The 21,872-nt window shown below is 71.5% G+C and carries 21 protein-coding genes; 12 read left to right on the top strand and 9 right to left on the bottom strand.

Annotated elements, in window-relative coordinates:
* Positions 1–45 precede the first annotated feature (45 nt).
* Genes FHT38_RS08795 through nusB form a run of 8 tightly spaced genes read left to right on the top strand, consistent with a single transcriptional unit; the run spans position 46 to position 6,792 of the window.
* Entirely contained in the window at positions 46–636 is a 591-nt protein-coding gene (locus FHT38_RS08795; RefSeq protein ID WP_221213987.1) for a GspH/FimT family pseudopilin, read from the top strand.
* Complete coding sequence (locus FHT38_RS08790; protein WP_183492428.1) at positions 633–1,052, top strand: type IV pilin protein; 420 nt, start codon at positions 633–635, stop codon at positions 1,050–1,052. Before FHT38_RS08795 ends, FHT38_RS08790 begins: the two co-directional genes overlap by 4 nt.
* 13 nt (positions 1,053–1,065) lie before the next feature.
* Complete coding sequence (locus FHT38_RS08785; RefSeq protein ID WP_183479212.1) at positions 1,066–1,848, top strand: PilW family protein; 783 nt, start codon at positions 1,066–1,068, stop codon at positions 1,846–1,848.
* Positions 1,845–2,975 carry a PilX N-terminal domain-containing pilus assembly protein gene (locus tag FHT38_RS08780; RefSeq protein WP_183491309.1) on the top strand — a complete coding sequence of 377 codons (1,131 nt, stop codon included), beginning with the start codon at positions 1,845–1,847 and terminating at the stop codon, positions 2,973–2,975. The genes FHT38_RS08785 and FHT38_RS08780 overlap by 4 nt, the downstream gene beginning before the upstream one ends.
* Entirely contained in the window at positions 2,972–4,648 is a 1,677-nt protein-coding gene (gene ribD, locus FHT38_RS08775; protein WP_183491307.1) for a bifunctional diaminohydroxyphosphoribosylaminopyrimidine deaminase/5-amino-6-(5-phosphoribosylamino)uracil reductase RibD, read from the top strand. The genes FHT38_RS08780 and ribD overlap by 4 nt, the downstream gene beginning before the upstream one ends.
* Before the next feature lie 50 nt (positions 4,649–4,698).
* Positions 4,699–5,805 carry a bifunctional 3,4-dihydroxy-2-butanone-4-phosphate synthase/GTP cyclohydrolase II gene (ribBA, locus tag FHT38_RS08770; protein ID WP_183491305.1) on the top strand — a complete coding sequence of 369 codons (1,107 nt, stop codon included), beginning with the start codon at positions 4,699–4,701 and terminating at the stop codon, positions 5,803–5,805.
* Between the two features lie 13 nt (positions 5,806–5,818).
* On the top strand, positions 5,819–6,283 hold the full coding sequence (gene ribH, locus FHT38_RS08765; protein WP_091724377.1) for a 6,7-dimethyl-8-ribityllumazine synthase: 465 nt from the start codon (positions 5,819–5,821) through the stop codon (positions 6,281–6,283).
* Positions 6,280–6,792, top strand: coding sequence for a transcription antitermination factor NusB (gene nusB / locus FHT38_RS08760; RefSeq protein ID WP_091724376.1), 513 nt, complete (start codon positions 6,280–6,282; stop codon positions 6,790–6,792). Before ribH ends, nusB begins: the two co-directional genes overlap by 4 nt.
* Before the next feature lie 79 nt (positions 6,793–6,871).
* Here the strand turns inward: nusB and FHT38_RS08755 are convergent, their stop codons facing one another.
* The gene (locus FHT38_RS08755) at positions 6,872–8,071 is read right to left on the bottom strand and encodes a nitronate monooxygenase family protein (RefSeq protein WP_183491303.1); all 1,200 of its coding nucleotides are present in this window, start codon (positions 8,069–8,071) and stop codon (positions 6,872–6,874) included.
* Positions 8,072–8,410: 339 nt separating this feature from the next.
* Between FHT38_RS08755 and FHT38_RS08750 the strand changes: the two genes are divergently transcribed.
* The 4 genes from FHT38_RS08750 (at position 8,411) to FHT38_RS08735 (ending at position 14,394) form a co-directional block, all read left to right on the top strand.
* Positions 8,411–12,004 carry an alpha-1,6-glucosidase domain-containing protein gene (locus tag FHT38_RS08750; protein ID WP_183491300.1) on the top strand — a complete coding sequence of 1,198 codons (3,594 nt, stop codon included), beginning with the start codon at positions 8,411–8,413 and terminating at the stop codon, positions 12,002–12,004.
* A 78-nt stretch (positions 12,005–12,082) separates the two neighbouring features.
* Positions 12,083–12,679, top strand: coding sequence for a PEP-CTERM sorting domain-containing protein (locus FHT38_RS08745; RefSeq protein ID WP_183491298.1), 597 nt, complete (start codon positions 12,083–12,085; stop codon positions 12,677–12,679).
* A gap of 84 nt (positions 12,680–12,763) precedes the next feature.
* Positions 12,764–13,966 carry a pyridoxal phosphate-dependent aminotransferase gene (locus FHT38_RS08740; RefSeq protein ID WP_183491296.1) on the top strand — a complete coding sequence of 401 codons (1,203 nt, stop codon included), beginning with the start codon at positions 12,764–12,766 and terminating at the stop codon, positions 13,964–13,966.
* Positions 13,963–14,394 carry a thioesterase family protein gene (locus FHT38_RS08735; protein ID WP_183479198.1) on the top strand — a complete coding sequence of 144 codons (432 nt, stop codon included), beginning with the start codon at positions 13,963–13,965 and terminating at the stop codon, positions 14,392–14,394. The genes FHT38_RS08740 and FHT38_RS08735 overlap by 4 nt, the downstream gene beginning before the upstream one ends.
* Positions 14,395–14,403: 9 nt before the next feature.
* Here FHT38_RS08735 and FHT38_RS08730 read toward each other — a convergent pair whose 3' ends face one another.
* Genes FHT38_RS08730 through FHT38_RS08695 form a run of 8 tightly spaced genes read right to left on the bottom strand, consistent with a single transcriptional unit; the run spans position 14,404 to position 21,838 of the window.
* The gene (locus FHT38_RS08730) at positions 14,404–14,709 is read right to left on the bottom strand and encodes a DUF971 domain-containing protein (RefSeq protein ID WP_147242451.1); all 306 of its coding nucleotides are present in this window, start codon (positions 14,707–14,709) and stop codon (positions 14,404–14,406) included.
* Positions 14,706–15,842, bottom strand: a complete 1,137-nt coding sequence (locus tag FHT38_RS08725; RefSeq protein ID WP_183491294.1) for a HEAT repeat domain-containing protein — start codon at positions 15,840–15,842, stop codon at positions 14,706–14,708. Before FHT38_RS08725 ends, FHT38_RS08730 begins: the two co-directional genes overlap by 4 nt.
* 5 nt (positions 15,843–15,847) lie before the next feature.
* A complete protein-coding gene (locus FHT38_RS08720) occupies positions 15,848–16,735 on the bottom strand; it encodes an ABC transporter ATP-binding protein (RefSeq protein WP_310737394.1) in 888 nt (295 codons plus the stop codon).
* Between the two features lie 17 nt (positions 16,736–16,752).
* Complete coding sequence (locus FHT38_RS08715; RefSeq protein WP_183491290.1) at positions 16,753–17,622, bottom strand: ABC transporter permease; 870 nt, start codon at positions 17,620–17,622, stop codon at positions 16,753–16,755.
* Between the two features lie 4 nt (positions 17,623–17,626).
* On the bottom strand, positions 17,627–19,072 hold the full coding sequence (locus tag FHT38_RS08710) for an ABC transporter substrate-binding protein (protein ID WP_183479188.1): 1,446 nt from the start codon (positions 19,070–19,072) through the stop codon (positions 17,627–17,629).
* A gap of 16 nt (positions 19,073–19,088) precedes the next feature.
* Positions 19,089–19,334 (bottom strand): ferredoxin family protein, encoded by a 246-nt coding sequence (locus FHT38_RS08705; protein WP_091724367.1) that lies wholly within the window; start codon positions 19,332–19,334, stop codon positions 19,089–19,091.
* Positions 19,331–21,079, bottom strand: a complete 1,749-nt coding sequence (locus tag FHT38_RS08700; protein ID WP_183491288.1) for a fumarate reductase/succinate dehydrogenase flavoprotein subunit — start codon at positions 21,077–21,079, stop codon at positions 19,331–19,333. Before FHT38_RS08700 ends, FHT38_RS08705 begins: the two co-directional genes overlap by 4 nt.
* Positions 21,080–21,838 (bottom strand): GntR family transcriptional regulator, encoded by a 759-nt coding sequence (locus FHT38_RS08695; RefSeq protein WP_147242119.1) that lies wholly within the window; start codon positions 21,836–21,838, stop codon positions 21,080–21,082.
* Between the last annotated feature and the right edge of the window lie 34 nt (positions 21,839–21,872).

Raw genomic sequence — 21,872 nt, 5'->3', positions numbered from 1 at the left:
CTTCCGGAGACCGACGTGCCCACTGCCCTTCCCCTCCCTCTTCCCGTGCCCGCCCTTCCCGTGCCCGCATTCCGCGATGGCCCCGTGCCACCGGGCGACGGTCGCGGCTTCAGCCTGATCGAGTTGCTCGTGTCGATCGCGATCGTCGCGCTCGCGGCGATGCTCGCCGGCCCCGACATGCGCGACTGGCTCTGGCGCCAGCGGCTCGCCAACAGCGCGCAGGCTGTCCTTGGCGACCTTCAGCTGGCACGCAGCGAGGCCATCCAGGGCGCGCGCAATGTGATCCTGCGCTTTGGCGGCGACGAGTCCCCGGTGACCGGCAGCGGACGCTGCTACGTGCTGCACACCGGCCCCCTCGGCGGCTGTGGCTGCCGGATGGACACCCCGCCGGTCTGCGACGCCGGTGCCCAGGCCATCAAGCAGATGCGCTGGACACGAGGCCGCGGCCAGTCGGAGGTGGTGTCCAACGTGCCGTCGATGCTCTTCAGCGGCCGCCAGGGCACCGTGTCGGTGAGCGGCACGGTCGAGGTCCGCATGGAAGGCATCGGCGCGATCCGCCACATCGTCAGCCTGACCGGTCGCGTGCGCAGTTGCGCGGCCGAGGGCACCGCGAGCCGCCTGCCGAGGTGCGCATGAGGACGCGGGGCTTCTCGTTGATCGAGATCGTGATCGTGCTGGCGATCCTGGCCGTCCTCGCCGTGCTGACGCTGCCGAGTTTCCGCGATCACGTCCTGAAGGGACGGCGCGCCGAGGCGCGGGAGGCCTTGCTGGCGCTCCAGCTGGCGCAGGAGCGCTTCAGGTCCGGCCACCCCCGTTATGCCGACCGGCTGGAGGACCTGGCGCCGTCGCCGTTGACGCGCAGCAGCCTCTACCGGCTGCGCATCGCGCAGGCGGACGCGACGCGCTACACGCTCGAGGCCATCGCGCAGGGCAGCCAGACCGGGGACCGCCGGTGCCAGGTATTGACACTCCGGCTGGAGGCCGGCGCCATCCACACCTCGGGCCGGGACGCCGGGGGCGCCGAACAGGCCGACGCCTGCTGGCCGCGCTGAAGGGGGCAAACGCATGTCCGCTCATCGTCACCCTCCGCAGCATCCCCGTGCGTCGCGAAATGCGCAGGGGATCTCGCACGGCTTCACGCTCGTCGAACTGCTGGTCGGCTTGGCCATCAGCCTGATGCTGATGGCGGGCGCCTTCACCATGGCCGGCCTTCAAGTCGGCGCCCATCACCGGTTGCTGCTGGAGCTGCAAGTGCAGCAGGAGCTGCGCGCCACCGCGGAGCTGATCCTGCGCGACCTGCGCCGTGCCGCCTTCTGGGACCGACCGCAGGAGGCCCTCTGGCAGGCCGATGCACCCGCGCCGGTCCGCAACCCCTACGCCGACCTGGACGTGGGAGAAGCCGGCACCCACGTGACCTACAGCTTCTCCCGGGACGGCAACTCGACCGGTGGGACCGGCGTGCGGGAGGTCGCCGGGTTCCGCTGGAGCGAGGGCCGCATCGACCAGTTGGTCGCGGGCCGCTACCAGCCGCTGACCGATCCGGCGCTGCTGCGCGTGCGCGCCTTCGACCTGCGGGTCGACTCGCAGGCGAAGTCGCTGGGAGACGCCTGCGCGCGCGCCTGCTCGCCGGGAACGCCGCCGCCCGCGCCGCCTCCAACCGACGGCGGCAGTGGCAGCGGTGGGGGTGGCGGTGGGGGTGGCGACGCGCCCGCTTGTGGCCCAGCGATCCTGACCCGCATGGTCGAACTGGTGCTCGACGCCGAGGCCGTTCACGATCACCGGGTCCGTCAACAGCTGACCGTGCGGGGCCTCGTGCGCAACGACGCGCTCGCGGGAGACTGCCCATGACCCGGCGCCTGCAACGGGGACTCGGCACGCTGGCGATGTGCGTCGTGCTGCTTGGCGTACTGGCGCTGGGTGCTGCCTGGGCCACGCGCCAGTTGACGACGGCCCAGCGCGTGGCCGCCAATGACCACCGCGCCGCCACCGCCTTCGAGGCGGCCGAGGCCGGCATGGCCTGGGCGATCGCGATGCTCAATGGCGGCCATGTGGACGACAGCTGCCGGCCGGCATCGCATCCAGCCGGCCCGAGCGCCGACATTGCCGCCGCCGGCACCTCCAGCGCCTCCGCGACCGACTTCCGCAGCCGCTTCCTGGAGCTCGGCGCGGACGGGCATTACCGCGCGAAGCCCAGCGCGCCAGCCACAGGGGGCGCGATGTCCCCGGCCTGCACGAACACCGGACCGCTCCGCTGGACCTGCCAGTGCGCGACCCAGCGCGACCCCGCCGGCGCATCACCCACCGCGGACGCGCGACCCCTGGATCCGCAACCACGCTTCACCGTTCGTTTCACCGACGCGGGCCCGGCCGGCCAGCTGAAGCTGATCGTGCGCGGATGCAGCGACCGCCGGGCCGACTGCGACGACCTGTCCGAAGGCCCCTCCGGCCTTGCCGAGGCCGCCCGGCATCTGGCCCTGCTCAGCGCCCTGCGGCTGCCGCCGCCGCAGGCGGCGACCGAAGGGCCGGGCAGCTTTCTGCGCGTCTTCGGCTATCCGGCGATGCGATATCGCAGTCAGCCCGCCATCGCGCGCATGCGCTGCGACGCCGACTGCGGCGCCCCGCTCGCCCAGGCCCTGGCGCGGGGACGCCGCCTGATCTGGATCGACGGAGACGCGCGCCTGAGCGAATGGCCGCCCGCTGCGCTGGACGGCACGCCCCTGGTGCTGGTCGTCGACGGCCGCCTCGACCTCTCCGCGCCGGGCAGCGCGCAAGGCGTGCTCTATGCGCGGGAGGGCATCGGCTGGCACCCGCCCGTCGGCCAGGCCGCCTCCTGGCGCGGCGCGATCGTGACCGACGGCGTCTTCGACCCGGGAAAGACTGTCACCCTGACCCACGATGCCGCGGTGCTCTATCGCGTGCATCGCCAGATGGGCAGCTTTCTTCCCGTCCCCGGTAGCTGGAGCCCCACGCGATGACCAACGCCCGCGCCCCTTTCCCGCATGACGGTCGGCGTCGTCGCCGGGGCTTCACCCTGGTGGAAGCCTTGATCGCGCTGGCCTTGCTCGCGATCGGCACGGCAGCGCTCATGGCGCTCCAGGTCCGTCTGCGACTCGTTGTCGACGACATCCGGCACCAGGAGCAGGCGCTGCGCCTGGCGCGCAACGAACTCGAGCGCTGGCGATGGCGGCCCGACGGCCCGGCCCCCTCGCTGACCTGGGAGGGCCCGGCCACCGAGTTCAAGCTCGACGCGCAGTCCGCGCCCTGGCATGAGCCGATGCCGCCCGGCAGCCTTCCGGCGGACGGTCCGGCGGACGGTTTCATGGCCGACGTCCCGCCACTGCGCGCGGTCCACCTCCGGGTCCACTGGACCGATCGCGCCGGCAGGCCGCGGTCGCTCACGCTGGACAGCCTGCTGCCGGCGGAGGATCCCGCCCTCTCGGGCCTGCTGCTGCTGCCGCCCAAGGTCGCCGCTAGACTGCGCGCCATGCAAGCGCCCCGCCCCGCCTCATCCCCGCCCCCTTTCCATGCCGACACCCGGGACAGCCGCTGGATGACCGAGGCGGTGCGACTGGCGCAGGGCGCCGTCGGCCTCAGCGATCCCAATCCCCGCGTGGGCTGCGTCCTCGTGGACGCGCAGGATCGGGTGCTCGGACAAGGGCACACGCAGGCGGCGGGCCAGGCCCATGCCGAGGTCATGGCGCTGCGGGACGCGCAGGCCCGTGGTCACGATCCGCGCGGCGCCACCGCGTATGTGACGCTCGAGCCTTGCGCCCACCACGGTCGCACCCCGCCCTGCTGCGACGCGCTGATCGCAGCCGGCGTGGCCGGGGTCGTCGTCGCGCTGGACGATCCCAATCCGCTGGTCGCCGGCCAGGGCCTGGCGCGGATGCGCGCCGCCGGCATCGTCACGGACGTGCTCACGGCGGACCATCCGGCAGCGATCGAGGCGCACGAGCTCAACATCGGTTTCCTGACCCGCATGCGCCACGGCCGCCCGTTCGTGCGAATGAAGATCGCCGCGTCGCTGGATGGCCGCACGGCGCTGTCCAATGGCGTCAGCCAATGGATCACCGGCCCCGAGGCCCGCAAGGACGGCCATGCATGGCGCCGTCGCGCCGGGGCGGTGCTGACCGGCATCGGCACCGCCCGCGAGGATGACCCGCGCCTGGATGTCCGCGACGTGGAGACCGCCCGGCAGCCGCAGCGGGTGCTGATCGACTCGCGGCTGGAGCTCTCGCCGTCCGCCCGCCTCCTGGCGCCGCCCGGCGGGCTGCTCGTTTATCACGCGCTGGCGCAGGCCGGCGAACGGGGGGCGGTGCTCGCCGGCCTGGGCGCGGAACTCGTCGGCCTGGCCGATCCGGCGCGGGGCAAGGTGGACCTGGCCGCGGCGATCCACGACCTGGGCCGCCGACAGGTCAACGAGCTTCACATCGAGGCCGGCTACAAGCTCAACGGCTCGTTGCTGCGCACCGGACTGGTCGACGAACTGCTGGTGTACCTGGCGCCGACGCTGCTCGGCGAGGGCCGGGGCATGGTCGACCTGGGCGGGCTGACGGCACTCGCCCAGGCCCCCCGCTTCCGCCTGGTCGAGAGCCTGGCGGTCGGCGGCGACCTGCGCCTGCGCCTGAGACCGGCCACGAGCGCCTAGACCCAGCCCTCCTCCGGCCCGCCAGGCCCGCCCCGCCTACAATCGCGCCCATGCCTATTTCACCGATTCCCGAGCTGGTCGCCGAACTGGCGGCCGGCCGCATGGTCATCCTTGTCGACGAGGAAGACCGTGAGAACGAGGGGGACCTCGTCCTCGCCGCCGACCACGTCACGCCGGAAGCGATCAACTTCATGGCCAAGCACGGCCGCGGGCTGATCTGCCTGACGCTGACCCGCGAGCGCTGCGAGCAGCTGCAGCTCCCGCCGATGGCCACCCGCAACGGCACCAAGCACGGCACCGCCTTCACCGTGTCGATCGAGGCCGCCACCGGCGTCACGACCGGCATCTCCGCCGCGGATCGCGCGCGGACCGTGCAGGCCGCGGTCGCCAAGGGCGCCGTGGCGTCCGACCTGGTGCAGCCCGGCCACATCTTCCCGCTGCAGGCCCAGGACGGCGGCGTGCTGATGCGCGCCGGCCATACCGAGGCGGGCTGCGACCTGTCGCGCATGGCCGGCCTGACGCCCGCCGGCGTCATCTGCGAGATCATGAACGACGACGGCACCATGGCCCGTCTGCCGGATCTGGAGGTCTTCGCCCAGGAGCACGGCCTGAAGATCGGCACCATCGCCGACCTGATCGAATACCGCAGCCGCAACGAATCGATCGTGCAGCGCATCGCCCAGCGTCCGCTGGAGACGCGCGAGGGCCGGTTCGAATGCCACGTCTTCCGCGATCGCTCCAACAACGTCCACATGGCGCTGGCGCTGGGTCAATGGCAGAAGGACCAGGAGGTGCTGGTGCGGGTGCACGAGCCCTTCTCCGCGATGGACCTGCTGGACGCCGGCCGCTGCGGCCACAGCTGGCCGCTGCCGCAGGCGCTGGCGGCCATCCAGCGCGAAGGCTCAGGCGTGGCGGTGCTGCTGAACTGCGGCGAGGACGCCGACGCGCTGCTCGCGCGGCTGCAGCCGGCGACCGGCGAGGAACCGCGCCAGACCATGGACCTGCGCACCTACGGCGTCGGCGCGCAGATCCTGCGCGAGCTCGGCGTGCATCGGATGAAGCTGCTCGGCAGCCCGCGCCGCATGCCCAGCATGACCGGCTACGGGCTGGAAGTGACCGGTTTCCAGGCCGCCCAGCCCACCCCCAACGACTGCTGAATCCGAGGACCGCATGCAAGGATCTGACAAGGGTCAGTCGACCCGACTCGACGGACGCGGCCTGCGCGTGGGCATCGTCCAGGCGCGCTTCAACGACGAACTGACGACCGCGCTGGCCCAGGCCTGCCGGGCCGAGCTGAACCGGCTCGGCGTCCAGGACGCCGACATCCGCCACGTCACCGTGCCCGGCGCGCTCGAGGTGCCGGTGGCCCTGCAGGCCATGGCCGTCAGCGGCCGCTTCGACGCGCTGGTGGCGCTGGGCTGCATCATCCGCGGCGAGACCTACCACTTCGAACTGGTCGCCAACGAGAGCGGTGCCGGCGTGACGCGCCTGACGCTCGACCACCGCCTGCCGATCGCCAACGCGATCCTGACGGTGGAGAACGAGGAACAGGCCTGGGCCCGTGCCGAGGAAAAGGGCCGCGATGCCGGAACCGTCGCCGTCGAGATGGCGCAGCTGCTGAAAGAACTCAAGTGAACACCAAGGACACCTCCTCCCCCGCCGGCAAGCCCGCGGCCAAGAACGGCGGCAAGCCGGCCGCCAGGAAGGCGCCGGCCAAGTCGGCCCGCCGCCGCTCGCGCGAGCATGCGCTGCAAGGCATCTACCAGTGGCTGGTCACCGGCGAAGACCTCGGCGTGATCGACGCGCACACGCGTGAGCAGGACGGCTTCGACAAGGCCGACCGCGGTCATTACGACAAGGTCTTCCACGGCGCGATCGAGGAAGCGGCCGACCTGGACGCCGTGCTCGCCCGCCACGCCGACCGCAAGACGACCGAGCTCTCGCCCATCGAGCACGCGATCCTGATGATCGGCGCCTACGAGCTGAAGAACTGCATCGACATTCCCTACAAGGTGGCGATCAACGAGGCGGTCGAATTGGCAAAGTCCTTCGGCGGCACCGACGGCCACAAGTACGTCAACGGCGTGCTGGACCGCGCCGCGATCGACCTGCGGCCGGTCGAGGTGAAGGCCGCCCGCGGTTGAGCGCGCGGCGCCTCAGGCGCCAGAAACTGCCAGGGCCCGGGACGATCCGTCCGCGGGCCCTTTGTCATTGCCGGGCGCCTCAGGCCGCTGGCGTGCCGAGGGGAACGCCGGGCGTCAGCAGACGTTCCAGCAGCTGCCGCACGCTGGCGATCTGGTCGCCGAACGGCAGTGCGCCGCGGCCGCGGAAGAACAGCCCTCTCGCGGTCTCGCCGCGCAGCGCCGAGGCCAGCCGCTGGTCGATGCAGAACTGACCCCAGTCCTTCAAGCCATCGCGCAGGCCGCACTGGCTCAGGCAGTCGAAGGCCAGGGTGCAGCGCTTCTTGAGCTGCGCGACGGACTGCAGGCGCGCCTCCGCGCCCAGGTACTTCTTCAGCCATGGCGTCATCACCGCCCGCGCCGGCAGGCCCGCGACGCTGCAGAACTCGACGAGGTCCTCGTCGCGCGCCTGGGCCAGCACCCGCTTGAATGACGGATGCGCATCGCACTCCAGCGTCGCGGCGAAGGGCGTGCCGAGTTGCACCGCGTCGGCGCCCAGCGATTGCAGCCGCTGGATGTCCTCGCAGCGCCGCACGCCGCCGGCGGCGATCAGCGGCACCTGGCCCTCGGCGCCCGCATCGCGCAGGAAGCGCCGGACCTCGGGCAGCACGGTCTCGAAATCGAAACGGCCGTCGCCGACATCCGCGACCCGCGCCGCGCCGAGGTGCCCGCCCGCATGGCCGGGATGCTCGATGACCACGGCTGCCGGCAGCCGCTGCCGGCGCTCCCATTTCTTCCACAGCAGCGTCACGCCGCGGGCCTCGGACAGGATGGGGACCAGGGCGGTGCGCGGATGGTCCTGCGCGAGCTCGGGCAGATCCAGCGGCAGCCCCGCGCCCACCACCAGCGCGTCGATGCCGGATTCGAGCGCCGTCCGCACCGAGGACGCGTAGTCGCTCACCGCGCGCATCACATTGACCGCCAGCAGGCCGCGCCCTTCGCAGAGCCGGCGAGCCGCCCCGATCTCACGCGCCAGCGCCTCCTGGTTGGCCTGTTCGATCACAGCCTTCTTCTCGTCGCCGTCGCGCATCGACTCGCTGCGCGCCATGAGGTCGGGGTGATGCCGGCGCAGGTCCACCGACGCGATCGTGCCCCAGGCGCCCTGCCCCGCGACGCTGCCGGCCAGCCGGTGCGCCGAGATGCCCACCCCCATGCCTCCTTGAACGATGGGCAGCAGGTCGCGGCCGGCGAGGCGCAAGGGGCGCAATCCGGCGGCGCGGATGCGGTCGAGGAGCGAAGCCATGGTCATGGTCGGGGTTCCGGAAAAAACGAAAGCCCGGATGGTGGCGGCTCGAGCGCCGATGCGCCTTGACGCGGCTCAACAAGGGCCCGGGGCGCCCGGCTGCGAGCTCGTGTTGAACTCGCTGCGCCAGCGTGGGCGGCCGACAACGGCACGCCTGGCCCATACGCGGCGGTGAAATAAAACTACGACCGCCACGCGGCACTTGGACTTGGCGCGGCCGATCCTGTCCCTTGCGCTGTCCCATTCAGCCAGGACATGTAGCGGAACTTCGGGGTTTCACTACTCAATGACGTAGTTTTACTTCAATAGCATCCGCCGACCTTTTGAAGGGGCAAGGCGATGCGCATCGGAACTGGGGCGGGTTGGCGAGCGGTGCTGGGCACCTGGGTGGTCGCCCTGAGCGGGCTGCTCAGCGCGTGTGGTGGCGGCAGCGGCGAGGCCGACACTCCCCGCGCCCAGTCAGCGGGCGCAGCCGCTTCGGCTGCGAGCGAGCTCGGCGTCACCGTGCTCGCCGCCGTTCCCGATCCCGCCGCCGGCGGCGGCGCCAGCCGCGCACGCGCCGCCGCGGTCGCCTCGCCGGACGCGCCGGCCACCTCGCTGCGCGTCCACTACCGCCGCGCCGATGGCAACGCCGCCGGCTGGCAGATCCACACCTGGAACGCGGCGCGCAGTCCCAACTGGAACGAAGGCTGGAACGCCAGCGGGAGCGACGACTTCGGCGTGTACTACGACGTGCCGCTCGCGGCCGGCAGCGGCACCGTCGGCTTCCTCTTCCACAAGGGCGACGAGAAGGACAACGGCGGCGCCGACCAGTCCCTGGTCCTGCAAGCCGGGGCCAACGAAGTCTGGCGCCTGCAGGGCGACGGCACGACCTACACCAGCAATCCGCTGGGCCAGCCGGCACCGGACCTCACGACGGTGCGCGTCCATTACAAGCGCTTCGATGCCCACTACGCGGCCTGGGGCCTGCACCTGTGGCATGGCAGCGGCCTGGACACGGCCGCCCTGCCCGCCGGCGTCACCATCGACCGCTGGAACCAGCCGGTGCCGTTCAGCGCCATGCCGGGGCATGCGGTGGGCAGCGACGAGGTGGTCTTCGACCTGCCGGTGCTCAATCCGCGGGACGACGCCAGCCGCAAGGGGCTGGAATTCATCATCCACGGCATGCCGCCCAACGAGAACGACAAGGACGGCCGCGACAACAACCTGCGCGTCGAGTTCGGCGCGCTGACGGTGCAGAACCGCGTCGGTCAGATCTGGCTGGTCGAGGGCGACGCCACCGTCCACACCGCACCGCCGGACCTGCGCCAGGTGTCCAGCACCGATGCGCGCGCGGTGTGGCTCAACAAGACGCTGGTCAAGTGGCCCCGCATCAGCGCCAGCGGCGGCGTGCGGCTGTACCACTCGGCCACCGGCCAGATCGCCGTGGCCGCCGGCGCGGCGGTGACGGGCGCCGACGGCTTCATCACGCTGGACGCCTTCACCGGCACCGTGCCGGAGGCCGCGGCCCGGCGCTTCAAGTACGTGGCCAGCGGCGGGATCTTCGCGGTGCGCCCGGACGACATCGCGCGCCTGCCCGCCCTGCATCAGCAGCAACTGGTGCTGGCGCAGGTCGACGCCGACGGCCGGGTGCTGAACGCGACGACCGCCCAGATCGCCGGCGCGCTCGACGACCTCTATGCGGCCGCGGACGAGGTGCCGGACCTGGGCGCCGTCGTGGCCAGGGGCAGCACCAGCTTCAAGGTCTGGGCCCCGACCGCGCAGAACGTCCAGCTGGTGCTGACCACACCGATCGGCGCCTCCTCGCTGACCCGCACGACGACGGAGTCCATGACCCGCGATGCCGCGACCGGCGTCTGGCACCTGAGCAAGCCCGGCAGCCTGCACGGGGCGACCTATCGCTACCAAGTGCAGGTGTTCGTCAAGGGCGTGGGACTGGTGCGCCAGCTGGTGGCCGATCCCTACTCGCGGGGCGTGACGCTGGGCGGGCAGCAGAGCGTGGTGATGGACCTCGACGCCGGCGCCACCAAGCCGCCCGGCTGGGACGCCGGCGCGCCGCCGGCGACGGTGAACGCGCCGTCGGACCTGAGCATCTACGAGCTGCACGTGCGCGACTTCTCCATCAACGACGCGACCGTGCCCGCGGCGCGGCGCGGCAAGTACCTGGCCTTCGCCGAGAGCGGCTCCAACGGCATGCGGCATCTGGCGGCGCTGGCCGCGGCGGGGCTGACCGACGTGCACCTGCTGCCGGCATTCGACTTCGCCACCGTCAACGAGAAAGGCTGCGTGACGCCCTCGCCCACCGGCGCGCCGGACGGCGAGACCCAGCAGGCCGCCGTGGCCGCCACGGCCGCCGCCGACTGCTTCAACTGGGGCTACGACCCGCAGCATTTCTCGACGCCCGAGGGCAGCTACTCGAGCAACGCGAGCGATCCGGTGGCGCGGGTGGTCGAGTTCCGCCGCATGGTGCAGGCGCTCAACGCGGCGGGCCTGCGGGTGGGCATGGACCTGGTCTACAACCACACGACCTCGTCGGGCCAGAGCGCCACCTCGGTGCTCGACAAGGTCGTGCCGAACTACTACTTCCGCTACAACGCCAGCGGCGGCATCGAGCGCTCGACCTGCTGCGAGAACACCGCGTCCGAGAACCTCATGATGGGCAAGCTCATGATCGACTCGGCGGTGATCTGGGCGCGCGACTACCGCATCAGCTCGCTGCGCTTCGACATCATGGGCCACCATCCGCGCGCGGTCATGGAGACGCTCAAGGCCCGCATGGCGCAGGCCGCCGGGCGCGAGGTGCAGATCGTCGGCGAGGGCTGGAACTTCGGCGAGGTCGCCAACGGCGCGCGCTTCGTGCAGGCGGAGATGCTGTCGCTGAACGGCTCGGGCATCGGCAGCTTCAATCCGCTGATCCGCGACGCGGTGCGCGGCGGCGGTTGCTGCGATTCGGGCGCGGCGCTGCGGGCCAACCAGGGCTACGTGAACGGCTTCTTCTATGACAGCAACGGCTGGAACGCCGGCCAGACGCGCGGCGAGCTGATGTGGCAGGCGGACCGGATCCGCGCGTCGATGGCGGGCTCGATCCGCGGCTTCCAGATGCAGACGAGCTGGGACGAGACCCTGCGGCTCGAGCAGATCGACGTCGGCGGCATTCCCGCCGGCTGGGTGCTGGAGCCGGGCGAGGTCGTCAACTACGTCGAGAACCACGACAACCTCACCCTGTTCGACAACAACGTGTTCCGCCTGCCGGCCGGCACCAGCCGCGAGGACCGCGCCCGCGTGCAGATCCTGGCCAGCGCGATCAACGCGTTCAGCCAGGGCGTGGCGTACTTCCATGCGGGCGGCGACACGCTGCGCAGCAAATCGCTGGACCGCAACAGCTACGACAGCGGCGACTGGTTCAACCGGCTGGACTGGACCTATGCCGACAACCACTTCGGCGTGGGCCTGCCGCCCGCGCGGGACAACGCCGACAACTGGTCCCTGGCGCGACCGCTGCTGGCCGACGCGGCGATCAAGCCGGGCGCCGCCGACATCGCCTGGACGCGCGACGCGTTCCGCGACCTGCTGCGCATCCGCAAGAGCTCGACGCTGCTGCGCCTGCGCACCGCGGCGGACATCCAGGCGCGGCTCAGCTTCCTGAACACCGGGTCGGCGCAGGAGGCGACGGTGCTGGTCGGGCGGCTGAACGGCGTCGGTTATCCGGGGGCCAACTTCGACGAGCTGGTCTACCTGATCAACGTCGACAAGACGGCGCATGCGCTGACACTGCCCGCGCTGGCGGGCCATGCGCTGGTGCCGCATCCGGTCCACGCGACCGGCGCGGACGCCCGCGCGCGCCAGGCCCGCTTCGACCGCGCGACCGGTCGCTTCGAGCTGCCGGCGCGCACGGCCGTCGTGTTCGTCGTTCCCGCCGCCTCAACACGCTGAACCCACGCGCTGAATCCACCCGTTGAATCCACGTGCTGAATCCCCCCCTGATTCCATCCGCCGATGAAAGTCCTCCCCATGACAAGCTCCCCTTCCGCAGCGGCCCTGGCCGCCTGGTCGCTGGCCGCGGTGATGGCGCTCGGCGCCGCCGGCGCGCAGGCAACGCCGGTCGCCATCGACGTCAGCGGCGCGCAGAGCATGGACTTGCCGGGCGATGCCGGCAACACGGTGTGGTTCGTCGACGTCGGCGCCCACGCGGCGCTGAACGCGCTGAGCTGGTCGGTCACGCTGGAGGCGTTCTCGCCGAGCGTGCTGTCGGAAATGCAGCTGAGCTTCGGTGCATCCAGCGGGCTGGAGCAGATCACCTTCGCGCCGGGCGACGGCGACCTCCTCAGCGGCACGGGCCGCTACACGGGGATGCTCGACCTGCGCGGCCTGGGTGTGAGCGCCGGCGCGGACGGCCTGCTGCGCCTGGAGTTCAGCGAGGCCTTCAAGGACTTCGCGCCCGGCGTGGCCGATGGCCGCTGGCTGGGCGGCACGCTGAGCTTCGATGTGACGACCGCCTCGGCCGTGCCGGAGCCGGCGAGCCTGGCGCTGGTGCTGGCGGGCCTGGCCGCGATGGCGGGGATCGGTCCTCGCGTGGCCCGATCCCACACGCCTCGCCGGCCCGGCTGATGCCGGCGGGGTGACCCAGGGCGAGCCGGCGGCGGTGCGCGCGCCAAAACTAGAATGGCGGCCGCACAGCACTTGCACCCAGCGATGAGACTCTCCGATCGCGTCCAGGCCATCGATCCCTTCTACGTCATGGAATGCGCCAAGCGCGCCGACGCGATTGCCCGCTCGGCGGTCTGCGATCCGGCGCAGGGCGGCCGGCCCATGATCTACCTGAACATCGGCGAGCCCGACTTCGGCGCCAGCCCCGCCGTCCGCGAGGCCGCCGCGCGCTTCACCGCCGCCGGCCGCATCCCCTACACCCATGCCAACGGCCTGCGCACGCTACGCGAGCGCGTCGCCGACTGGTACCGGCAGACGCAGCGACTCGCGATCGATCCGGACCGCATCGTCATCACCGCCGGCGCCTCGGCCGCGCTGCAGCTCGCCTGCCTGGCGCTGTTCCAGGCCGGCGACGAGGTGCTGATGCCCGACCCCAGCTATCCCTGCAACCGGCACTTCGTCGCCGCGGTCGATGCGACGCCGGTGCTCATTCCCTCCACCGCCGCCGAGCGCTTCCAGCTCAGCCTGGACCGCCTGCGGCCGCACTGGACGGAACGCAGCCGCGGCGTGCTGCTGGCCTCGCCGAGCAACCCGACCGGCACCTCGATCGCGCCGGAGGAACTCGCCCGCATCCACGCCTTCGTGCGCGAGCGCGGCGGCGTCACGATCGTCGACGAGATCTACCAGCCGCTGAGCTTCGACAGCCGCTACGCGCGCAGCGCGCTGGCGCTGGGCGACGACGTGGTGTCGATCAACAGCTTCTCGAAATACTTCGGCATGACCGGCTGGCGCCTGGGCTGGCTGGTGCTGCCCGAGGCGATGGTGGGCGCCGTCGAGAAGCTCGCGCAGAACCTCTACATCTGCCCGTCCACGATCGCGCAGCAGGCGGCCCTCGCCTGCTTCGAGCCCGAGTCCATCGCCGAATACGAGCGTCGTCGCGAGGAACTGCGTCGTCGCCGCGACCTGGTCGTGCCCGCGCTCGAGGCCATGGGCCTGCCGGTGCCGGTGCCGCCCGACGGCGCCTTCTACGCCTGGGCCGACGCCTCCGGCACGGGCCTGGGCAGCTGGGACCTGTGCATGGACCTGATGACGCATGCGCAGGTCGCGCTCACGCCCGGCCGCGACTTCGGCCCAGCTTTCGGCGAGCGCTTCCTGCGGCTGTCCTTCGCCTCCAGCATGGACGACCTGCGCGAGGCGCTGGCCCGCATCCGCGTCCGCCTCGATCAGCTGAAGGCCCGCGCCGCATGAACGCCACGCCCGACGCCTCGACGACGCCCGCCCAGTCCCCGATCTTCGAGCTGGAGTTGAAGGTGCGGGACTACGAATGCGACATGGACCATGTCGTCAACAACGCGGTCTACCTCAACTACCTGGAACACGCCCGGCACGAGCTGCTCGAAACCCGCGGGCTGAAGTTCGGCGAGCTGTCCCGGCGCGGCATCAGCCTGGTCGTCACCCGCGTCGAGATCGACTACAAGGGCTCGCTGGTCAGCGGCGACACCTTCGTCGTGCGCACCACGCTGCGGCGCCAGGGACGGATCCGCTTCCTGTTCGACCAGACCATCCATCGGCGCGCGGACGACCGCCTCATGCTCAAGGCGGTGGTCACCGGCACCGCGTTGAACGCCAAGGGCCGGCCCGAGTTCCCGCCCGAGATCGAGCAGGCCTTCGGGTAGATCCGCGCTTCACCGGCTGTCGCCCGCCTCCGAGGCGCCCATCTCGCGCAGCAGCGACCACGGATAGATGCCCCGGTCGTGTCCGTCGCTGAAGCTCAGCCGCAGCGCGTAGTGCCCTACCAGTTCCGCCTGACTCAGCGCGACCTCGGGGTCCCCGGCCGATGAGACCGCGCCCTTCAGCGCCGCTGCCCTGCAATGCGCGCAGCGGCAGGCCGCACGCAGGGTCGAAGCCGCCAGCACGAGCTCGCCATCCGGCCAACGCAAGAGCAGATGGCCGGCGTGGAGCTCGACCGCCTGGGGCGCGCCGCCGCTCATGACAGGCGCTGGCGCGCCAGCCTCGCAGCCTTGCGCACTTCCGGATCGGGGTCGGCGTCGGCCGCCTCCAGCGCCGGCAGCGCGCGCGGGTCGCCGATCTCACCCAGGGCGATCGCCGCCTCCTTGCGCAGGTTGCCAGCGCGATGGGCCAGCGCCTCGATGAGCACCGGCAGCGCCGCCACGTCGCGCAAACGGCCCAGCGAGCGCGCGGCGCGCAGGCGCACCTGCCAGTACGCGTCCGTCATCGCCTGCCGCAAGGCCACCGTGGGTTCGGTGGCCCTGCTGCCCTCGTTGCCCCAGCTGGCTTCACCGGCGTCGATGGCGCCGTTGACGTCGTTGACCTCGTTGACGGCGCCGGGCGCGTTCGCCGCGCCGCCTGCGTTGACGGCACTGGCTGCATTGACGGCGTTGATGGCGTCTGCACCGCTGCCGTGGCCGATCGCGATCTGCCCCAGCTTGCCCAACGTCGTCGCCGCCTCCTCGCGGACCTGCCAGGCCGGATCGCGCAGCGCCGCGCACAGGGCCGGCAGCACCGACGGCGCGTCGCCGGCCGCCGCGAGGCCCAGCGCTCCCGCCGCCGCGCGGCGCACCTCGGCGTCCTCGTCGCCGATCGCCAGGCGCGCGAGCGCCGGCAGCGCCGCCGCATGCTTCAACCAGCCCAGCACCCCCACGGCCTCGCGGCGCACCGCCGGATCGACATGAGCCAGCGCGGCCGTCGCCGGCACCGCGGCCGCCGGCACGCGCAGCTCCTTCAGCGCGCGCAGGGCCGCGGCGCTCACGAAGCCGTCCGCATGGCCCACCCGGGGAACGAGCCGCGCCCCCGCCTCGGCGTCCTTGAGCTCGGCCAGCGACTGCGCCGCGGCCTCGCGCACTTCCGCCTCGTCCGCGAGCGCATCGGCCAACGCCTCCACCACCTCGCCATCGCCCCAGCCGGCGAGCGCGCGCGCCGCCTCGGCGCGCAGTGCCGGGTCGGGATCGCCGCGCAACACCGTGACGAGGGCCGGCAGCAGCGCCTCGTCCTCGACGTCGGCGAAATCGAGCAGCGCGACGCGCCGCACGCCCGCGTCGGGGCTGGTCAGGCGTTGCCGCAGATCGGCGGAACGGGGATCGATGTCAGGGGAAACAAGGCTCATGGTCATCAGGTGGCGAAGCGCCATTGCGGCGGCAGGGAGGGCGACCCCAGCGGCGTGAGCCGCTCGAGCGCGGGCGCACGCGCGTCGTGCCTCAGCAGCGCGAGGCACCGGCGCTTGAGCGCGACGAAGGCGGGATCGGTGAGATGCGTGGCGCGGCGCGGGCGCTCGAAGGGAACGTCCAGCGCCTCGACGATGCGGCCCGGACGCGCGCTGAGCACCAGCACCCGGTCGGCCAGGAACAGGGCCTCGTCGATGTCGTGGGTGACGAAGACGACGGTCGGCGAGAGCCGCGCCCACAGGTCCAGCAGCAGTTCCTGCATGCGCGCGCGGGTCAGCGCGTCCAGCGCGCCGAAGGGCTCGTCCATCAGCAGCACGCGCGGATGGTTGATCAGCACGCGCGCGATCTCCACCCGCTGCTGCATGCCGCCGGACAGTTCGCGCGGATAACGATGCTCGAAGCCCGCCAGGCCGACCATCCCGATCAGCTGCCGGGCCTCGCGTTCGCGCGTGGCGCGGTCCACGCCTTTCATCTTCAGCCCGTAGGCGACGTTGTCGAGCACCGTCTTCCAGGGAAACAGCGTGTGCTGCTGGAACACCAGGCCGCGCTCCGGGTCCGGACCCCCGATGAGCGCGCCGTCGAGCCGCAGCTCACCGCGCGCGGGCCGCAAATGCCCGGCCAGCGCGCCCAGCAACGTCGACTTGCCGCAGCCCGAGGGGCCCAGCAGGCAGATGAACTCGCCGGGCGCGGCGTCGATCGTCACCTCGCGCAGGACCTCGACACGCGCATCCCCCTGGCCGACCTCGATGCTCACCTGCTCGATCAGGAGCCGGCCGCCACGCGGCGGCGCGGGCTGCACGGCTTGCACGGGCGGCACCGATTGCACCGTCTGCACTGATTGCACGGACGCTGTCATTGCGCCTCCCGCTGCGGGCGATACCACGGCATCAGTCGCCGCCCGGTCCACTGGATCAGCGCGCTGCTGCCCATGCCCAGGGCGCCGATCAGCAGCATGCCGACCACGATGTTGGGATAGTTCTGCACGGTGTAGGACTCCCAGGTGAAGTAGCCGATGCCGTACTGGCCGGCGATCATTTCCGCGGTCACGAGGCAGAACCAGCAGGTGCCCATGCCGATGGACAGCCCGGTGACGATGCTGGGTGCGGCCGCCGGCGCGATCACCTCGGCGAAGAGCCGCCAGCGGCGCGTGCCCAGGCTGCGCGCCGAGGCCACCAGCCGCGGGTCGACCGCCTCCACGCCATGGACCGTGTTGAGCAGGATGGGGAACACGGCGCCGGTGAAGGTGATGAACACCATGCTGCCTTCCGAGGACGGGAACATCAGGATGGCCAGTGGGATCCAGGCCACCGCCGGAATGGGCCGCAGCACCTCCAGCGGCGGCAGGAGCAGCTCGCGCGCCAGGCGCAGGCGCCCGATCAGCAGGCCCAGGCCGACGCCGGCCAGCACCGCCGCACCGAAGCCCAGCCCGATGCGCAGCAGGCTGCTTCCCAGGTGCGCGCCGAGCTTGGGCGAGCGCAGCAGCGCCCAAGCAGCGCTCAGCACCTCGGCCGGCGCCGGCACGTTGGCGAAGGTGATCAGGCCGAGGTTCACGCGTGTCGTCGCCGCCAGGTGCCACAGCGCCAGGCACAGCAGCAGCGACGCGATCGGCAGCCCGCCGCGCCGCCACCGCGCGGACCGGACACCGGCGGTCGCGTTGGCCGAGGATGTCGCCGGCGGTGTCACCGTCGAGGCCGCCGGGGCCAGGGAAGGAACGGCGCTCATGTCGTCACAGCGCCGTCGGCCCGGCCGCCTTCGCGCCGGCGAAGTCGAGCACGCGGCCGCGGTTGGCCGCCGCGTAGGCCGCGGCGGCGTCCTTCTGCAGGAAGGCGCTGAGCTGCCCCTTGGCATCGATCGCGTACCAACTGGTCGGTGCCAGCAGCTTGATCCGGTGGATCAGGTCGTGGACGTAGACGGCGCGCGCCTTGCCGCCGGCCGCCTCGATCCGGCGCAGGTCGGCGAGCGCGTTCTCGATGCTCGCGTAGTGGCGCACCTTGGGCTCGCCCTGGACCCAGATGCCGGCGGCGCGCTGCACGTCGGTGATCGGCCGGCCGGTCGTCGCATCGACGGCCTTCAGCGGCAGCTTGTCCCGGTTGGCGAGCCGCTGCTCGTAGTCCAGGCCGGACTGCTTGAACGCGGCGCGGATGTAGCGGTCGTCGATGAAGCTGTCCGCGTTCAGCGGCGAGTCGCGCCCCATCAGCTTGAGCGTCTCGATCGAGGTCCTCAGCGCCTGCCGGTACTCCGGCTTCCAGGTGAGGTCGCGCGTCTGCAGGCCCAGCGGCCCGTGGTAGAGGTAGTTCACCGCCGCGTCGATGCCGGTCACCTGCTCGATCAGCAGGCTGTACTTCTCCGGCTCGGCGGCGATCAGGCGGTCCGCCTCGAGGGCCGCGCGCAGGAAGGCGACGACCACCTCCGGATACCTGGCCGCATAGTCCGCGCTGACCAGCGAGCCGTGGTACGTGGGCGCGTTGGCCTGCGCGCCGTCATAGATCTTGCGGGCGACGCCGCGGTGCTCGAACAGCTCGACGAAGGGCACGAAGTCCGCATGCGCCTCGATCCTGCCGGCCTGCAACGCGGGGCCGGCGACCTCGGGGGCCTGGGTGATGATGGTCACGTCCTTCTGCGGGTCCCAGCCCTGCGCGGCCACCGCGCGCAGCAGCATGCCGTGGGCGGTGGAGGCGAACGGCACCGAGATGGTGTGGCCCTTGAGCTCCGACAGCAGCGTGACCTTGGAGTCGCGCGGCACCACGATGCCGTTGCCGCTGCCCAGCGTGCTGCCCGACAGCACCGTGATGAACACGCTGCGCTTGCCGGCCTTGAGGAAGGCCGCGCCGTTGTTGGAGCCCGGGAAGTCGGCCATGGAGCCGATGTCCAGCTTGTCGGCGACCATCTCGCTGGTGAGCGGCGCGCCGGAGGTGAAGTTCTTCCACTGGATGTCGTAGCGGACCTCCTTGTAGCGGCCGTCGCGCGGCAGGTACTTCTCCAGCAGTTTCAGCTCGCGGATCAGCAGGCCGCCGGTGGCGCAGTTGATCGTGGTGTCCTGCGTGCCGATGGCCACGCGGATGGTCTCGGCGCGGGCGCTGGCGGGCGCGCCGGCCAGTGCGACGGTCAACGCGGTGGTCAGCGCGACCGTCAGCGCTGCGGTCGGCAGGACGCTCAAGGGCTTGAAAGGCATCTCGGGTTCTCCGGTGTCAACGCAGCAGGTAGGGGATGTCGACGCGCACCGCGCCGGTCGGGCAGTCCTTCTCGCAGGGCATGCAGTACCAGCACTCGTCGAACTTCATGTAGGCCGAGCCCTTGACCAGGTCGATGGCCAGGACGTCGAGCGGACACACGTCCACGCAGACGGTGCAGCCCTTGTCGGCGATGCACTTGTCGGCGTCGACGGTCACCGGGACGGCGCTGGGATGGAAGGCAAGCGGGGCGATGGTGGTCATGCGGGAAGGGCCTCGGTGGGAGCCTCGGTGGGCGTGGCGATGCGCAACTGCCGGTAGGCATTGCGGTCGGCGTCGGCGATGGGGACGAGGTAGGGCTCGATGGCGCGCTTGAAGCTGACCATCCGGCCCTGCCCGTCCTTCATCAGCTGGGCGTGGCAGAACCACTGCGCGTCGTCGCGATCGGGGAAGTCGACGCGCGCGTGGTACAGGCCCCAGCGGCTCTCGGTGCGGTAGAGCGAGGCGCGGGCGGCCATCTCGGCGCAGTCGCGGATGGCATGCACCTCCAGCGCCCGCATCAGCTCGTGGGGCTCGCGCGCCTTGAGCCGGTCCAGGTCCTCGCGGATGGCCTCGAAGCGCTCCAGGCCGATCTCCATCTTGCGGGTCACCTTGGGCGGCTGCAGGTAGTCGTTGACCATACGGCGCAGCTTGTATTCGACCTGGTTGGGCGGCAGGCCGTCCTCGCGCAGCAGCGGCGCCCAGACGCGGCGGCGCTCGTCCTCGACCTGGCCCGCGTCGACCGCGGCCAGGCCGTGCTCCGCGCTGAAGCGGGCGCTGCTCTCGCCCGCCAGCTTCCCGTAGACGAAGGCGCCCAGCATGTAGTTGTGCGGCACGCAGGCCATGTCGCCGGCGGCGTGCAGGCCGGGCACGGTAGTGCGCGCGTGCTCGTCCACCCAGACGCCGGAGGCCGAATGACCGCTGCACAGGCCGATCTCGGAGATGTGCATCTCGACCATGCGCTCGCGGTAGTCGGTGCCGCGGCCGGCGTGGAAGCGGCCGCGGCTGGGCCGCTCGTTGGTGTGCAGGATGGTCTCGATGGCGGAGATGGTCTCCTCGGCCAGGTGGTCCAGCTTCAGGAACACCGGGCCCTTGCCGCCCTGCAGCTCGCGGTGGAACTCCCACATCATCTGGCCGCTCCAGTAATCGCATTCGATGAAGCGCTGGCCCTCGGCGTTGGTGGTGTAGCCGCCGAAGGGACCGGTGACGTAGGCGCAGGCCGGGCCGTTGTAGTCCTTGATGAGCGGATTGATCTGGAAGCACTCCAGGCCCGACAGCTCCGCGCCCGCGTGGTACGCCATCGCGTAGCCGTCGCCCGCGTTGGTCGGGTTCTCGTAGGTGCCGAAGAGATACCCCGACGCCGGCAGCCCCAGCCGTCCCGCCGCGCCGCAGCTCAGCACGACGGACCTGGCGCGGATCACGTGGAAATCGGCGGTGCGGCAATCGAAGCCCATCACGCCGGCGATGCGGCCGTCCTCGGCGGTGAGCAGCCGCGTCGCCACGACGCGGTTGGTGATCTCCACGCGGGCGCGCTTGAGCTGCCGGTACAGCACCTTCTTGATGTCGTGCCCTTCCGGCATCGGCAGCACGTAGCTGCCCATGTGGTGCACCTTCCTGACGGCGTAGTCGCCGGTCTCGTCCTTCTCGAAACGCACGCCCCAGCGGTCCAGCTCCTCGATCATCGCGAAGCTGCCCTGCGCGTAGGCCATCACCGTCTTCTGGTTGACGATGCCGTCGTTGGCGATGGTGATCTCGCGCACGTACTGCTCCGGCGTGGCGTGGCCGGGAATGACGGCGTTGTTGAGGCCGTCCATGCCCATGGAGATCGCGCCGCTGCGCTTGACGTTGGCCTTCTCCAGCAGCAGCACGCGCAGCGCCGGATTCGCCTGCTTGGCCTTGACGGCCGCCATCGGTCCGGCGGTGCCGCCGCCGACGACGACCACGTCGCATTCATGTTCGAAGGTCTGCATTCAGCGCTCCTGGCGGTGACGGTCGACGCGCAGCCGGTACTGGAAGGCGTCGGCCCGGAAGTGGAGGTATTCGAAGTCGATCGGGCGCCCCTGCGCGTCGTGGGTGAGCCGCTCGATGCGCAGCACCGGCGCGCCTTCGCTCATGCCGAGCGCCTCGGCCAGCTCGGCGTCGGCGAGCGTCGCGTCGATCTTCATGTCGGCGTGGCCCAGCGGCAGCCCGCATTCGTTCTCGAGGATCAGGAAGATGTCGCGGGTGACCAGGTCGGCCTGGGCAAGCTTGCGACCGATCGCGGCCGGCACGTAGGTGAGCTCCAGCGACACCGGCGCACGGTCGAGCAGCCGCACGCGCCGGATCTCGGCCACCGGCGCGCCGTCCTCCAGGCCGAGGCGCCGGGCGACCTCGCGCTCGGCCGCGATGAAGCGCAGCCCGCGCAGCTGGTTGAGCACCTCGTGGCCCTGGGCCGACATGGACTCGGCGAAGCCCATCAGGCTGCTGACGTTCTGGAAGGCCTTGGGCCGGGAGACGAAGCTGCCCTTGCCCTGCAGCGTGTAGATCAGCCCTTCGCGCTGCAGCGCGCCCAGCGCCTGGCGCAGCGTGATGCGGCTGACGCCGAAGGCGGCGCCGAGTTCGCTCTCGGACGGCAGCTGGGACAGCGGCGCGTAGGTGCCGTCCAGGATCCGGGCGCGCAGGGTGTTCTTGACCTGCGCATGCAGGGGCGCGCTGGGCAGCGCGATGAGTTCGGCCGTGTTCGGTTTCATCCAGGTTCAACCTGTCATGACGAGTTGGCGCGAA

The organism is Mitsuaria sp. BK041, from assembly GCF_014193085.1.
Lineage (GTDB): Bacteria > Pseudomonadota > Gammaproteobacteria > Burkholderiales > Burkholderiaceae_C > Roseateles.
Note: the sequence above shows the minus strand (reverse complement) of the source record. Positions and strands in the feature narration are given on the sequence as shown.

Bases quoted from the DNA above. Each gene is read 5' to 3' on its own strand.
- FHT38_RS08755 (WP_183491303.1), bottom strand. From the start codon at position 8,071: ATGGCTTCGCTCCTCGACCGCATCCGCGCCGCCGGATTGCGCCCCTTG.
- FHT38_RS08700 (WP_183491288.1), bottom strand. From the start codon at position 21,079: ATGCAGACCTTCGAACATGAATGCGACGTGGTCGTCGTCGGCGGCGGC.
- ribD (WP_183491307.1), top strand. From the start codon at position 2,972: ATGACCAACGCCCGCGCCCCTTTCCCGCATGACGGTCGGCGTCGTCGC.
- FHT38_RS08695 (WP_147242119.1), bottom strand. From the start codon at position 21,838: ATGAAACCGAACACGGCCGAACTCATCGCGCTGCCCAGCGCGCCCCTG.
- FHT38_RS08725 (WP_183491294.1), bottom strand. From the start codon at position 15,842: ATGAGCCTTGTTTCCCCTGACATCGATCCCCGTTCCGCCGATCTGCGG.
- FHT38_RS08750 (WP_183491300.1), top strand. From the start codon at position 8,411: ATGCGCATCGGAACTGGGGCGGGTTGGCGAGCGGTGCTGGGCACCTGG.
- FHT38_RS08735 (WP_183479198.1), top strand. From the start codon at position 13,963: ATGAACGCCACGCCCGACGCCTCGACGACGCCCGCCCAGTCCCCGATC.
- FHT38_RS08710 (WP_183479188.1), bottom strand. From the start codon at position 19,072: ATGCCTTTCAAGCCCTTGAGCGTCCTGCCGACCGCAGCGCTGACGGTC.
- FHT38_RS08785 (WP_183479212.1), top strand. From the start codon at position 1,066: ATGTCCGCTCATCGTCACCCTCCGCAGCATCCCCGTGCGTCGCGAAAT.
- ribBA (WP_183491305.1), top strand. From the start codon at position 4,699: ATGCCTATTTCACCGATTCCCGAGCTGGTCGCCGAACTGGCGGCCGGC.
- FHT38_RS08740 (WP_183491296.1), top strand. From the start codon at position 12,764: ATGAGACTCTCCGATCGCGTCCAGGCCATCGATCCCTTCTACGTCATG.
- FHT38_RS08790 (WP_183492428.1), top strand. From the start codon at position 633: ATGAGGACGCGGGGCTTCTCGTTGATCGAGATCGTGATCGTGCTGGCG.
- FHT38_RS08715 (WP_183491290.1), bottom strand. From the start codon at position 17,622: ATGAGCGCCGTTCCTTCCCTGGCCCCGGCGGCCTCGACGGTGACACCG.
- FHT38_RS08780 (WP_183491309.1), top strand. From the start codon at position 1,845: ATGACCCGGCGCCTGCAACGGGGACTCGGCACGCTGGCGATGTGCGTC.
- FHT38_RS08730 (WP_147242451.1), bottom strand. From the start codon at position 14,709: ATGAGCGGCGGCGCGCCCCAGGCGGTCGAGCTCCACGCCGGCCATCTG.
- ribH (WP_091724377.1), top strand. From the start codon at position 5,819: ATGCAAGGATCTGACAAGGGTCAGTCGACCCGACTCGACGGACGCGGC.
- FHT38_RS08705 (WP_091724367.1), bottom strand. From the start codon at position 19,334: ATGACCACCATCGCCCCGCTTGCCTTCCATCCCAGCGCCGTCCCGGTG.
- FHT38_RS08745 (WP_183491298.1), top strand. From the start codon at position 12,083: ATGACAAGCTCCCCTTCCGCAGCGGCCCTGGCCGCCTGGTCGCTGGCC.